Consider the following 12,887-nt stretch of genomic DNA (forward strand, 5'->3'; position numbering starts at 1 on the left):
TCAACAACCACCTTGGCCTGTGCACCTGACAACTATTGCCTCAAGCTATGCCAGCGATCCGGGACGACAGCCTGTTCAGCCTACTCTTCCTCGAACAGTCCCGCCAACTGCTCGATCATCGTGCCCCCGAGTTGTTCAGCGTCCATGATCGTCACGGCGCGGCGGTAGTAGCGCGTCACGTCGTGGCCGATGCCGATCGCCACGAGTTGCACGGGCGACTTGGCCTCGATCCATTCGATCACCCGGCGCAAATGCGCTTCCAGGTAGCCGGCGGAGTTCACCGAGAGGGTCGAATCGTCCACCGGGGCACCGTCGGAGATGACCATCAGAATGCGCCGGTCCTCCTGTCGTGCGAGCATGCGGCTATGCGCCCAGAGCAGCGCCTCGCCGTCGATGTTCTCCTTGAGCAGGCCCTCGCGCATCATCAGCCCGAGGTTCTTCTTGGCACGGCGCCAGGGCTCGTCGGCCTTCTTGTAGACGATGTGCCGCAGATCGTTCAGGCGGCCCGGGTGTGCCGGCTTGCCGTTCGCCAGCCAGGCCTCGCGGCTCTGGCCGCCCTTCCAGGCGCGGGTGGTGAAGCCCAGGATCTCGACCTTGACGCCGCAGCGCTCCAGCGTGCGGGCGAGCACATCGGCGCTGATCGCGGCGATCGAGATCGGCCGTCCACGCATCGAACCGGAATTGTCGAGCAGCAGCGTGACGATCGTGTCCTTGAACTCGACGTCGCGTTCGATCTTGTAGGACAGCGACTGCCCGGGCGAGACGACAACGCGTGCCAGGCGCGCGGCATCGAGCAAACCTTCCTCCTGGTCGAAGTCCCAGGAACGGTTCTGCTGCGCCATCAACCGGCGTTGCAAGCGGTTGGCAAGGCGGGTGACGACGCCCTGCAGGCCCTTCAGTTGCGCGTCGAGATAGGCGCGAAGGCGGGTCAGTTCCTCCTCGTCGCACAAGTCCGAGGCGCCGACGACTTCGTCGAACGCCTCGGTGAAGACCTTGTAGTCGAAGCTGTCCGGGATGTCGGTCCAGGGGCGGTTGGGGCGCACGGGGAGCATTCCCTCGTCGCCTTCCTGGCCTTCGTCGCCCTCCTCCATGTCGTCGGAGGTCTCGCCTTCGGATTCGCTGTCGCCCTCGTCCTCGCCCTGGGAGGGCTCGGCGGCCATTTCGGCGGGGTTCTGGTCCTGCCCCTGCTCGCCGCCGTCTTCCTGCTCTTCCGTCTCCTCGTCGCCGTCCATGTCGTCGGCTTCGTTGGGTTCAGGAGGCATTTCCTCGGCGCGGGTCAGCTCGAGATGCTGGAGCATGTCGAGCGACAGCTTCTGGAACGCCTGCTGGTCGTCGAGCGAATTGGCGAGAGCTTCGAAGTCCTTGCCGGCCTTCTGCTCGATCCATTTGCGCACGAGGTCGACGCCGGGCACGGCGATGTCGGGGATCGGCTGGCCGGTCAGCTTCTCGCGCAGCAACAGCGCCAGCGCGGCGGGGACCGGCACCGCGTCGGGCGTGTCGGCGCGGGAGATCGGGTCCGAGGCGATGCGCGCCATCAGCGCGGCATCGAGGTTTTCGGCCATGCCGGCATAGGCATTGGCGCCCAGCGCCTCGTAGCGCACGGCTTCCACCGCGTCGTAGGCCGCCCGCGCCGAAGGCTCGGACGGGGCCTTGCGCATGTGCAGCTTGTCGTCGTGGTGGCGCAACTTGAGCGCAAAGCTGTCGGCATAGCCGCGGGCCTGCATCGCAGCGGCGCGCGGCAGACTGCGGCCCGGCATGGGCACGCGGAACGTGGTGCCGGTGGAACTGGGCGCGTCGGAGGTCCAGTTGACCTCGATCTCCTGTTCCTGCGCAATGGCGCGCGAGGCGCCGGCGAGGACGGACTTGAAACGGTCTGCGGGGGATTCGTCGGACATGACGTCCAGCTAGCGCATGACGGCCCGGGGCTCAAATGCGCTATGCGATAGGAGAGCGGCAATCGTGCGTTGCACGCCCTCCCGTCATCCCGGCACAGGCCAGGATGACGGGCAGTTTGTCAATGTGAGGCCGGGCGTTTGCCTCAGAGCGTCTGGCCGGTCTTGGCCCAGTCGGCCATGAAGCCTTCGATGCCCTTGTCGGTCAGGACGTGCTTGAACAGGCCCTTGATGACGGCGGGCGGAGCGGTCATCACGTCGGCGCCGATCTTGGCGGCCTGCAGGACGTGGACGCCGTGGCGGATCGAGGCGGCCAGGATCTGCGTCTCGTAGGCGTAGTTGTCGTAGATCAGGCGGATGTCGGCGATCAGGTCCATGCCGTCGAAGCCGTTGTCGTCGTGGCGGCCGATGAAGGGCGAGATGAAGGTGGCGCCGGCCTTGGCGGCGAGCAGCGCCTGGTTGGCCGAGAAGCACAACGTCACGTTGACCATGGTGCCGTCGCTGGTGAGCTTCTTGCAGGTCTTGAGACCGTCGATGGTCAGCGGCACCTTGATGCACACGTTGTCGGCGATCTTGCGCAGGATTTCGGCCTCGCGCATCATGCCGGCATGGTCGAGCGCGACGACTTCGGCGCTGACCGGACCATCGACAATGCCGCAGATCTCGGCCGTGACTTCGCGGAAGTCACGGCCGGACTTGGCGATCAGCGTGGGGTTGGTGGTCACGCCGTCGAGCAGGCCGGTGTCGGCCAGCTCCTTGATGTCGGCGATTTCGGCAGTGTCGACGAAGAACTTCATGGTGCGTTGTCCTATGGGGCAGCGATTCTGGCCGCCCCTATAGGGAATGCCCGGCGGCGGGACCAGCACCCGTTCGGCCAAATCACCTCAGCAGCTTGAGCGCGGCGATCAGCGCAGGGTCGTTGGTCGTCTCGGGATTGGCGCGGATCTCGCCTTCCTGGGCACCGATCTCGTACCAGATGGCGTTGTCGGCCTGGAGCGCGAGGGCGTGCGCAGCGTCGTTCACGTTGACGCCGGTGAGCGCAGAAATCGCCTGGTTCAAGATCGGGTCATGGGTCGCCTGCATCACTCGGCCAAGCTCGGGGATCATCACGTTGACGAGCGAGGCCCCCATCGACTGCCGCAAGTACGTGGTCGCCGCCGTGTTGCCGCCGCGCAGCAGCGCCAGTGCGTCGGTGACGGTGAGGCTCCGCGCGGCATCGTAGACCAGCGGCGCCGCGGCGCGGGCGCCGTCCTCTGCGATGACGTTGAGCTGGTGCTGCAGCTTCTCGCGGAACAGCGGGGAGCGCAGGATCTTCTCGGCGGTGGAGCCGGGCCTGCCGAACAGGACCGGCAGGTCGATGCGCGCGACGGTGCTGTCCCAGAAACCGTCAGGCTGGGTCAGCCGGGCGAAGGCGCGCTGGGTGGAGATCATCAGCAGGCGCTCGACCAGTTCGGTCTGGGTCGGCCGGCCCATCACCCCGCCCATCGTCGTGCAGCCAGGCAGCGAGATCAGTACGCCAGTCGCCAGAATCCCGGCCAGAACCGTCCGTCGGCTCATTCCATCCACGCCCGATCCCCAATTGCCCATCTTCAACTCCTTCACGAGCCAATCCGCCAGTGCCTATATGGGCACCAGATGAAACGTGTCCGACTCCTCGTCTTCAACGCCGCGCTCGGCGTCCTCGACTATCGCGTGCCGGAGGGGATGGCGATCGAATTCGGATCGATCGTCGTCGCCCCCCTCGGTCCACGCCAGGTGCTCGGCATCGTCTGGGAGCCTGAACGCCTGGGTGGCGCTGAAGTGCCTGAATCGAAACTACGACCTCTGCTCGACGTGATGCCCGCGCCGCCGCTGCCGGAGCGCCTGCGCCGCCTGATCGAGTGGACCGCCGACTACTACTGCGCCCCGCTATCGTCCGTCGCGCGTATGGCACTGGGCAGCATGGCGGCACTGCGCGGCGGCGGGAGCACAACCGAATATCGCCTGACGGGACAGGAGCCCGCGCGCCTGACGCCCCAGCGCGCCGCTGCGCTCGACGCGCTGCAGGGCGAGCAGGCCTCGATCCGCGAACTGGCGGAACTGGCCAGTGTCTCCGAAGGGGTGCTGCGCGGGATGGTCGGCGCCGGACTGCTGGAGGCGGTGACGGTCGACCTCGACCGGCCCTACCCCCCGGCACGCCCGGACCACGCAGCGCCGGACCTCAGCGAGGACCAGCAAGCGGCGGCGGACATAATCGTAGGCGCCGTGCGCGACGGGAAATTCGCCCCCTTCCTGCTCGACGGCGTCACCGGATCGGGCAAGACCGAATGCTACTTCGAGGCCGTGGCCGAGGCCCTGGCCCGGGAACGGCAGGTGCTGGTCCTCCTCCCCGAGATCGCGCTGACCGAAAACTTCCTGCGCCGCTTCGAGCATCGCTTCGGGGTGCCGCCGATCCTGTGGCACTCCTCGCTCAAGTCGAGCGAGCGGCGGCGGGCCTGGCGCGCCATCGTGCAGGGGTCCGCGCAAGTCGTCGTCGGCGCGCGCTCGGCGCTGTTCCTGCCTTATGCGAACCTCGGGCTCGTCGTCGTCGACGAGGCGCACGAGATCTCGTTCAAGCAGGACGACGGGGTGCGCTACAACGCCCGCGACGTGGCTGTGATGCGCGCCAAGTTCGAGGCCATCCCGGTGGTGCTCGCCAGCGCGACGCCGGCGCTCGAATCGATGCAGCTCGCCGACGCCGGGGTCTACCGCAAGATCGAGCTGCCGAGCCGTTTCGGCGGCGCCACCCTGCCCGACATCCAGATCCTCGACTTGCGCAGCGAAGTGCCCGAGCGTGGCCGCTGGCTGGCACCCCGGCTGGTGGAGGCGATGAAGGACCGGCTGGCCAAGGGCGAACAGTCGCTGCTGTTCCTCAACCGGCGTGGCTATGCGCCGCTGACGCTGTGCCGCCACTGCGGCTTCCGTTTCCAGTGCCCCAATTGCACCGCCTGGCTCGTGGAACACCGCTTTTCCAAGCGGCTGGCCTGCCACCACTGCGGTCACGAAGTCGCGGTACCCGACGCCTGCCCCGAATGCGGCACCGGCGACTGCCTCGTCGCCTGCGGTCCGGGGGTGGAGCGGATTGCCGACGAAGTGGCGGAAATCCTGCCCGAGGCCCGTACCGCGCTGGTCACGTCGGACACCATGAACACGCCCCAGGCGATCGGCGAATTCGTCGCCATGGCGGAAGGGCGCGCGGTCGACATCATCATCGGCACCCAGCTCGTCACCAAGGGTTATCACTTCCCGGAACTGACTCTGGTGGGCGTGGTCGACGCGGACCTCGGCCTCGAAGGCGGGGACTTGCGGGCGGCGGAGCGAACCTACCAGCAGGTCGCCCAGGTCGCCGGGCGCGCCGGGCGCGGCGAAAAGCCGGGCGAAGTGCTGATCCAGACCCGCCACCCGGAAGCCTCGGTGATCCAGGCCCTCGCCAACGGCGACCGCGACGCCTTCTACGCCGCCGAGACCGAGGCCCGCCGCGACGCCGGAGCGCCGCCGTTCGGGCGCTGGGCGGCGATCATCGTCAGCTCCGAGGACCAGGCCGAAGCGCTTTCCGCCGCCCGCGCGATCGGCGGCACGGCGCCGAACCTTCCCGACATGCTGGTGCTGGGCCCGGCCGCCGCGCCACTCTCCCTGCTGCGCGGGCGGCATCGGTTCCGCCTGCTCATCAACGCCCGGCGCTCGGCGGAACTGCAGAAGACGTTGCGCGAATGGCTCGACCCGCTGGAGTTCCCACGCGGGGTGCGGGTGAACATCGACATCGATCCCTACAGCTTCGTGTAAAAAGGTCCGAGAACCTCCTCCCCCGTGCGTTTCGATCAACCACGGGGGGTTTCAACCAGGCAAGCTCACGCCCTGGCCTCGCTTCCAGCGCGGCGGCAGGAATCCACCCTGGCGATGCGCGACGGCCAGCAACGCCACGCCGGCCACGCTCGCCACCACCAGCGCCACGGCCGAAGCCTCTAGCCCGAAGGCGCCGCCGGTCAGCCATTCCGGGCCGGAAAGGCGCGTTTCCAGCAGGCCGATCGGCGGCCTGCTGCCCGACACAGGGATAGAATAGACCCATCCTTGCGTGAAGTTCCAGGCCATGTGCAGCCCGATCGGTACCCACAGGCGCCGCGTGACCAGATAGGCCGCGCCGAGCAGGACGCCCGCCTCGCAGGCGATGGCGAAAGCGGCGAAGTAGGTGGCACCGGGGTTCATCAGATGCGCCAGGCCGAAGAATGCGGAGGTCGTCGCCAGCGACGCCCAGGTTCCGAACATCGCTTCGAGCTGGCGCTGGATGACGCCGCGGAACAGCGCCTCCTCTACCATGCCGCTGTAGAACGCGACGCCCAGCCAGTACCACAAGTCGCCCTCGCCGCGCAGGCCTACGACCGCAAAGCCACCAAGCAGCGCGACCACGCCGGTGGCAAGGCTGAACAGCGCGAAACCCGCCAGCACGCCGCCGGCCAGTTCGCGCAAGGCCCGTCGCGGCTGGATGGCAGCGCGCGGCGCGCGCTCCACCCACCGGCGAAACGCGAAGTAGGCGAGCAGCCCGCACAGCCCGTACAGCAAACCACTGGTCGCCTGGAGAATCGAAGTGCGGGGCACGGGCGCGAAGTGCAGCGCCATGCCGGGCAGGACGGCGCCAAGCATTACCATGGCCACGCCGATCGGCAGCAGGACCAGCGGATGCGCGAAGAAGCACCGCATGCGCGAAGGAGCCGCGGGTTCCGGCGGCTCGCCCGCATCCTCGATCACCGTCGCCATGGAATGTCGCCCTCTCCCTACTCGCGAAGTGAAGCCCAAGTTTCCCCGGTTGTCGAGGCCGGCCACGCGAGAGCCGGGCGGGACTTGTGCTAGTCCCCTGCCCGCTCGCGCCGCAGCAGTTCCTGCTTGATCGCCTCCCCATAGGCATAGCCCCCGAGCGTGCCGTCCGAGCGAACCACGCGATGGCACGGGATCAACACCGCCACGTTGTTGGCCCCGTTCGCCGAACCTGTCGCCCGCACCGCGCCGGGCTTGCCGACGGCGGCGGCGATCTGGGCATAAGTGCGCGTCTCGCCGGCGGGAATGCGCTGCAACTCGCGCCAGACGGCTTCCTGGAAGGCAGTTCCCTGGACGTCGAGCGGGATGACGCGCGACTGCCCGGGCCGCTCGACCGCACCCACCACCTCGGCCAGCAAGGCTGCGAATTCCACCCCGCCCTCGACCAGCTCCGCATTCGGGAATCGCGCTTCGAGGTCCTTGCGTCCCTCGGCGAAGGACAGGCGGCATATGCCCCTGTCGGTCGCGGCGACGAGCATGGCGCCCAGCGTCGTCGCCACCACGGCCCAGCGGATCGTCACGCCGCGCCCGCCCTCGCGCCAGGCGGAAGGAGCCATGCCCATGCGCTCCCGGCTGGCCTCGTAGAAGCGCGAGGCGGCGCCGTAGCCCGCTTCGTAGATCGCCCCGGTCACGCTGACGCCCTGGCTGAGCGCCTCGCCGGCACGGTCGATACGACGGGCACGGACATATTCCGCCGGCGAGAGGCCGACCGCGCGCTTGAACACACGCTGGAAATGCGTCGGACTGTAACCGACCTCGTCCGCCAGCCCCGCCAGCGACGGCGATGCCTCAACATCGGCCAGTGCCGCCAGCGCCCGCGCCACGGCCTGCTCGTCACGGGCGAGATCGCCCGGCCGACAGCGCAGGCACGCCCGCAGGCCCGCCGCCTCGGCGGCCTCCGGCCGATCGAAAAAGCGCACGTTCTCACGCCGGGGATGACGCGCCGAACACGAAGGACGGCAGTAGATCCCGGTCGAGAGCACCCCGGTGACGAAGCGGCCATCGAAAGCCCGGTCGCGGGCGAGCACGGCCTGCCAGGCGCGATCCTCGCTGACCTCCATCGCCGCCACGCTCACGCTCCTTCTCCATCGCCCCGAGGCGGCCCGCTGTGTTCTAAAGGATATATCGCATAGGCGCTGCGATGGGGATTGGCGATCTCGCCGCTCGAACGGCCGGACAGAATCACTCCCTCATTCTTGCGGAGATATCCCCGACCGGCGGACCGGCGAACGGTGCGATCGTCGTCCGCGACGACCCGTTTCCCATCCATTGCGGCCAGTTGTTCTGCGGTCCTGCCGAAATACTTCGCGAAGGCCGTGCGCGGCATGCCGGCGATTCGATAGGCCATTGGAAAATCTCCTTTGCGAATTCGTCGGATGCATTGCACCACCGCGATTTCAAAGGCTTCCCGCCTGTTGCTTTTAAACCCAAGACCTGAGCAATGTCGCCGGGGACCAAGGGGCACCTTGCATCATGACAGTATCGTCGCTATGCGCGCCCCGTCTGCGGGCCGGGGGAGCACGCTGTTGCAATGCGCCCCAAGTGGCCCGCCCACTCGATGTAAGGATAGGACGCGCGTGGAGAATTCCGGGGGCATCAAAGCCAGCTTGCAAGGTCGCTACGCTTCGGCGCTGTTCGATCTCGCCAGCGAAAACGGCACCATCTCGACGGTCGAGAACGATCTCGAGGCGATCGGCCAGGCCATCAAGGAGAGCCCTGAGTTCGCCAGCCTGATTCGCAACCCGCAGGTCAGCCGCGAAGCAGCCGCTGCTGCGGTCGACGGCGTGGCCGGCGTGCTGGGCCTCTCGCCGCTCACGAAGAACTTCCTGGGCGTGCTGGCGGGCAATCGTCGCCTTTCCGCGCTGCCCCAGATCATCAGCGCCTTCGCCGCGATCGCCGCCGCCCAGCGCGGCGAAGCGACCGCGCAGGTCACTTCCGCCCACGCGCTGTCCGACGAACAGGTCGAGCAGTTGCGGCAGAAGCTGGAAGCGCGCGAGGGCCGCTCCGTCAAGATCAGGACCAGCGTCGACCCGGAACTGCTCGGTGGCCTCGTCGTCACCATCGGTTCCAAGCGCATCGACAGCTCGATCCGCACCCGTCTCAATTCGCTCGCCCAGGCCATGAAGGGCTAAGAAAGGCAGAACAATGGATATCCGCGCAGCAGAAATCTCGAAGGTCATCAAGGACCAGATCGCCAGCTTCGGCACCGAGGCACAGGTTTCCGAAGTCGGTTCGGTTCTGTCGGTCGGCGACGGCATCGCCCGCATTCATGGCCTCGACAACGTCCAGGCCGGCGAAATGGTCGAATTCTCGAACGGCGTTCAGGGCATGGCCCTCAACCTCGAGGCCGACAACGTCGGCGTCGTGATCTTCGGCTCGGACGCCGAGATCAAGGAAGGTGACGTCGTCAAGCGCACCGGCACCATCGTCGACGTTCCCGTGGGCAAGGGCCTGCTCGGCCGCGTCGTCGACGCGCTCGGCAACCCGATCGACGGCAAGGGCCCGATCGTCGCCGAAAAGCGCGCCCGCGTCGAAGCCAAGGCTCCGGGCATCATCCCGCGCAAGTCGGTGCACGAGCCGGTGCAGACCGGCCTCAAGGCGATCGACGCCCTCGTCCCAGTCGGCCGTGGCCAGCGCGAGCTGATCATCGGCGACCGCCAGACCGGCAAGACCGCCGTGGCTATCGACACCTTCATCAACCAGAAGGAAGCGAACCAGGGCACGGACGAGAGCAAGAAGCTCTACTGCATCTACGTCGCCGTCGGCCAGAAGCGCTCGACCGTCGCGCAGATCGTCCGCCAGCTCGAAGAGAACGGCGCGATGGAATACTCCATCGTCATCGCCGCGACCGCTTCCGAGCCCGCGCCGCTGCAGTACCTCGCGCCCTACACCGGCGCCGCGATGGGCGAGTTCTTCCGCGACAACGCGATGCACGCCGTCATCGTGTACGACGACCTTTCCAAGCAGGCCGTCGCCTATCGCCAGATGTCGCTGCTGCTGCGTCGTCCTCCGGGCCGCGAAGCATACCCCGGCGACGTGTTCTATCTCCACAGCCGCCTGCTCGAGCGCGCCGCGAAGATGAACGACGAACAGGGCGCCGGTTCGCTTACCGCCCTGCCGATCATCGAAACCCAGGCGGGCGACGTTTCGGCCTACATCCCGACCAACGTGATCTCGATCACCGACGGCCAGATCTTCCTCGAGACCGGCCTGTTCTACCAGGGCATCCGTCCGGCCATCAACGTGGGTCTGTCGGTGTCGCGCGTCGGCGGTGCGGCCCAGACCAAGGCGATGAAGAAGGTTGCCGGCTCGATCAAGCTGGAGCTGGCGCAGTACCGCGAAATGGCGGCCTTCGCGCAGTTCGGTTCGGACCTCGACGCCTCGACCCAGAAGCTGCTCAACCGCGGTGCGCGCCTGACCGAGTTGCTCAAGCAGAAGCAGTTCTCGCCGCTCGCCTTCGAAGAACAGACCCTGTCGATCTTCGCCGGCACCAACGGCTACCTCGATGCGCTGCCGGTGGAAAAGGTCACGACCTACGAAGCCGAAATGCTCACCTACATGCACACCGAACATGCCGACGTCCTGGCGCTGATCCGCACCACCAAGGACTTCGGCGACGAAGCCAAGAGCAAGGCCAAGGCCGCGCTCGACGCCTTCGCCAAGCAGTTCGCTTAAGTAGATGACCACTGACCCGGCCGGTCCGAACGGGCCGCCGGGGCAGTAAATGGGGAACAACGAGTGGCTTCGCTCAAGGAACTCAAGGGCCGCATCAACTCGGTCAAGTCGACCCAGAAGATCACCAAGGCCAAGCAGATGGTCTCGGCGGCCAAGCTGCGCAAGGCGCAGGCCGCTGCCGAGGCCGCGCGTCCCTACGCTGCGCGTCTGGCGGAAGTGATGGGCTCGCTCGCCTCGAAGATCACGGTCTCCGAGAACAGCCCCAAGCTCCTCGCAGGGACGGGCAGCGACAAGGTTCACCTCCTCGTGGTGATGAACTCGGACAAAGGGCTGTGCGGCGCGTTCAACTCGAACATCGTCAAGGCCGCCCGCGTCAAGGCGCAGGCGCTCGAAGCGCAGGGCAAGACCGTGCTTTTCTACTTGGTGGGCCGCAAGGGTCGCCCGGTGATCCGCCGTGAATACCCCTCGCAGATCGCCCACATGTTCGACACGACGGACGTGCGCTATCCCGGCTTCAACGAAGCCGAGCGCGTCGCCGACGAACTGGTGGCGATGTACGAGGCCGGCAAGTTCGACGTGGCCCACCTGTTCTACGCGAAGTTCCGCTCCGCGCTCGTTCAGGAACCGACCGACCAGCAGATCATCCCGGTCCCGGCTCCCAAGGCCGTAGCCGCGACGACCGACGCCGTCACCGAATACGAGCCCGACGAGGAGGAAATCCTCGCCGCGCTGCTCCCGCGTTACCTCAAGACCCAGCTTTTCGGCGCTCTGCTCGAAAACGCGGCGTCGGAACAGGGCGCGTCGATGACCGCGATGGACAACGCCACCCGCAATGCCGGTGACCTGATCAAGAAGCTGACCATCGTCTACAACCGCACCCGCCAGGCTGCGATCACCACCGAACTCGTCGAAATTATTGCTGGCGCGGAAGCGCTGTAGCAACAACCCAATCCGCGGGCGCGGAAGCGCTCTAAGAAACCGCAGGCAAGGACATCAAAATGGCCACCGCACCCGTGCTCAACCTTACTACCAACGGCAAGATCAGCCAGGTCATCGGCGCAGTCGTCGACGTGACCTTCGAAGGCGAACTGCCGGCCATCCTCTCCGCTCTCGAGACCGAGAACAACGGCCAGAAGCTGGTCCTCGAAGTCGCCCAGCACCTGGGCGAGAACACCGTCCGCACGATCGCCATGGACGGCACCGACGGCCTGACGCGCGGCCAGTCCGTGCGCAGCACCGGCAAGCAGATCTCGGTGCCGGTCGGCCCCAAGACGCTCGGCCGCATCATGAACGTCGTGGGCGATCCCATCGACGAGCGAGGCCCGGTCGGTTCGGACATGTTCGCGCCGATCCACGCCGAAGCACCTCCGTTCATCGAACAGTCGACGGAAGCTGCGATCCTCGTCACCGGCATCAAGGTCATCGACCTTCTCGCCCCTTACGCCAAGGGCGGCAAGATCGGCCTGTTCGGCGGCGCCGGCGTCGGCAAGACGGTTCTCATCCAGGAACTCATCAACAACATCGCCAAGGGCCACGGCGGCGTGTCGGTCTTCGCCGGCGTGGGTGAGCGTACCCGCGAGGGCAACGACCTCTATCACGAGTTCCTCGACGCCGGCGTCATCGCCAAGGACGCCGACGGCAATGCGACCTCGGAAGGCTCCAAGGTCGCGCTCGTGTTCGGCCAGATGAACGAGCCCCCGGGCGCCCGCGCCCGCGTCGCGCTCTCGGGCCTGACCATGGCCGAATACTTCCGCGACCAGGAAGGCCAGGACGTGCTGTTCTTCGTGGACAACATCTTCCGCTTCACCCAGGCCGGCGCCGAAGTGTCGGCTCTGCTGGGCCGTATTCCTTCGGCGGTGGGCTACCAGCCGACCCTGTCGACCGACATGGGCGCACTGCAGGAGCGCATCACCTCGACCACCAAGGGTTCGATCACCTCGGTCCAGGCGATCTACGTCCCCGCGGACGACCTCACCGACCCCGCACCGGCCGCATCGTTCGCCCACTTGGACGCGACGACGACGCTGAACCGCGCGATTTCGGAGCTGGGCATCTACCCGGCGGTCGATCCGCTCGACTCCACCTCGCGCGTTCTGGAACCGCGCGTCGTCGGCGACGTGCACTACCAGACCGCCCGCCGCGTCCAGGAGACCCTGCAGAAGTACAAGTCGCTGCAGGACATCATCGCGATCCTGGGCATGGACGAGCTTTCGGAAGAAGATAAGCTCACCGTCGCCCGCGCCCGCAAGATCCAGAAGTTCCTCTCGCAGCCGTTCCACGTCGCAGAAGTCTTCACCGGCATCTCGGGCAAGTTCGTGCAGCTGGAAGACACCGTGAAGTCGTTCAAGGCCGTCGTCGACGGTGAGTACGACCACCTTCCGGAAGCCGCCTTCTACATGGTCGGCGGCATCGACGAAGCCGTCGAGAAGGCCAAGAAGCTGGCTGCGGACGCCTGACGAGGCGCGCCACGCGAAAGCGTCGGCGCACATCAAT

At 66.9% G+C, this 12,887-nt stretch carries 11 protein-coding genes; 5 read left to right on the forward strand and 6 right to left on the reverse strand.

Annotated features, from left to right (window positions below; genetic code table 11):
* Positions 1-80: 80 nt before the first annotated feature.
* The 3 genes from cobT to ACFFDA_RS15065 form a co-directional block, all read right to left on the reverse strand.
* Positions 81-1,895, reverse strand: coding sequence for a cobaltochelatase subunit CobT (gene cobT, locus ACFFDA_RS15055; protein WP_404481380.1), 1,815 nt, complete (start codon positions 1,893-1,895; stop codon positions 81-83).
* Between the two features lie 143 nt (positions 1,896-2,038).
* Positions 2,039-2,689 (reverse strand): fructose-6-phosphate aldolase, encoded by a 651-nt coding sequence (gene fsa / locus ACFFDA_RS15060; RefSeq protein WP_404481381.1) that lies wholly within the window; start codon positions 2,687-2,689, stop codon positions 2,039-2,041.
* An 82-nt stretch (positions 2,690-2,771) separates the two neighbouring features.
* Positions 2,772-3,479, reverse strand: coding sequence for a DUF4197 domain-containing protein (locus ACFFDA_RS15065; protein ID WP_404481383.1), 708 nt, complete (start codon positions 3,477-3,479; stop codon positions 2,772-2,774).
* 48 nt (positions 3,480-3,527) lie between these two features.
* Here ACFFDA_RS15065 and ACFFDA_RS15070 point away from each other — a divergent pair, with 48 nt between their 5' ends.
* Positions 3,528-5,693 carry a primosomal protein N' gene (locus ACFFDA_RS15070; protein WP_404481385.1) on the forward strand — a complete coding sequence of 722 codons (2,166 nt, stop codon included), beginning with the start codon at positions 3,528-3,530 and terminating at the stop codon, positions 5,691-5,693.
* Between the two features lie 51 nt (positions 5,694-5,744).
* Here ACFFDA_RS15070 and ACFFDA_RS15075 read toward each other — a convergent pair whose 3' ends face one another.
* The 3 genes from ACFFDA_RS15075 to ACFFDA_RS15085 form a co-directional block, all read right to left on the reverse strand.
* Positions 5,745-6,662 carry a lysostaphin resistance A-like protein gene (locus tag ACFFDA_RS15075; protein ID WP_404481387.1) on the reverse strand — a complete coding sequence of 306 codons (918 nt, stop codon included), beginning with the start codon at positions 6,660-6,662 and terminating at the stop codon, positions 5,745-5,747.
* Between the two features lie 89 nt (positions 6,663-6,751).
* A complete protein-coding gene (locus ACFFDA_RS15080) occupies positions 6,752-7,780 on the reverse strand; it encodes a bifunctional transcriptional activator/DNA repair enzyme AdaA (protein WP_404482764.1) in 1,029 nt (342 codons plus the stop codon).
* 11 nt (positions 7,781-7,791) lie between these two features.
* Complete coding sequence (locus ACFFDA_RS15085) at positions 7,792-8,067, reverse strand: hypothetical protein (protein ID WP_404481388.1); 276 nt, start codon at positions 8,065-8,067, stop codon at positions 7,792-7,794.
* 229 nt (positions 8,068-8,296) lie between these two features.
* Here ACFFDA_RS15085 and ACFFDA_RS15090 point away from each other — a divergent pair, with 229 nt between their 5' ends.
* The 4 genes from ACFFDA_RS15090 to atpD all read left to right on the forward strand — a co-directional run bounded on the left by ACFFDA_RS15090 (position 8,297) and on the right by atpD (position 12,850).
* Positions 8,297-8,851, forward strand: a complete 555-nt coding sequence (locus tag ACFFDA_RS15090; RefSeq protein WP_404481389.1) for a F0F1 ATP synthase subunit delta — start codon at positions 8,297-8,299, stop codon at positions 8,849-8,851.
* Between the two features lie 13 nt (positions 8,852-8,864).
* Positions 8,865-10,394: a F0F1 ATP synthase subunit alpha gene (gene atpA, locus ACFFDA_RS15095; RefSeq protein WP_404481391.1), complete on the forward strand. Its 1,530-nt coding sequence runs from the start codon at positions 8,865-8,867 to the stop codon at positions 10,392-10,394.
* Between the two features lie 63 nt (positions 10,395-10,457).
* Complete coding sequence (locus ACFFDA_RS15100) at positions 10,458-11,333, forward strand: F0F1 ATP synthase subunit gamma (RefSeq protein ID WP_404481393.1); 876 nt, start codon at positions 10,458-10,460, stop codon at positions 11,331-11,333.
* Between the two features lie 59 nt (positions 11,334-11,392).
* Positions 11,393-12,850 (forward strand): F0F1 ATP synthase subunit beta, encoded by a 1,458-nt coding sequence (gene atpD, locus ACFFDA_RS15105; protein ID WP_404481394.1) that lies wholly within the window; start codon positions 11,393-11,395, stop codon positions 12,848-12,850.
* The last annotated feature ends 37 nt before the right edge of the window (positions 12,851-12,887 follow it).

The organism is Novosphingobium sp. BL-52-GroH, assembly GCF_044813085.1.
Lineage (GTDB): Bacteria > Pseudomonadota > Alphaproteobacteria > Sphingomonadales > Sphingomonadaceae > Novosphingobium.

Bases quoted from the DNA above. Each gene is read 5' to 3' on its own strand.
- cobT (WP_404481380.1), bottom strand. From the start codon at position 1,895: ATGTCCGACGAATCCCCCGCAGACCGTTTCAAGTCCGTCCTCGCCGGC.
- fsa (WP_404481381.1), bottom strand. From the start codon at position 2,689: ATGAAGTTCTTCGTCGACACTGCCGAAATCGCCGACATCAAGGAGCTG.
- ACFFDA_RS15065 (WP_404481383.1), bottom strand. From the start codon at position 3,479: ATGGGCAATTGGGGATCGGGCGTGGATGGAATGAGCCGACGGACGGTT.
- ACFFDA_RS15070 (WP_404481385.1), top strand. From the start codon at position 3,528: ATGAAACGTGTCCGACTCCTCGTCTTCAACGCCGCGCTCGGCGTCCTC.
- ACFFDA_RS15075 (WP_404481387.1), bottom strand. From the start codon at position 6,662: ATGGCGACGGTGATCGAGGATGCGGGCGAGCCGCCGGAACCCGCGGCT.
- ACFFDA_RS15080 (WP_404482764.1), bottom strand. From the start codon at position 7,780: ATGGAGGTCAGCGAGGATCGCGCCTGGCAGGCCGTGCTCGCCCGCGAC.
- ACFFDA_RS15085 (WP_404481388.1), bottom strand. From the start codon at position 8,067: ATGGCCTATCGAATCGCCGGCATGCCGCGCACGGCCTTCGCGAAGTAT.
- atpA (WP_404481391.1), top strand. From the start codon at position 8,865: ATGGATATCCGCGCAGCAGAAATCTCGAAGGTCATCAAGGACCAGATC.
- atpD (WP_404481394.1), top strand. From the start codon at position 11,393: ATGGCCACCGCACCCGTGCTCAACCTTACTACCAACGGCAAGATCAGC.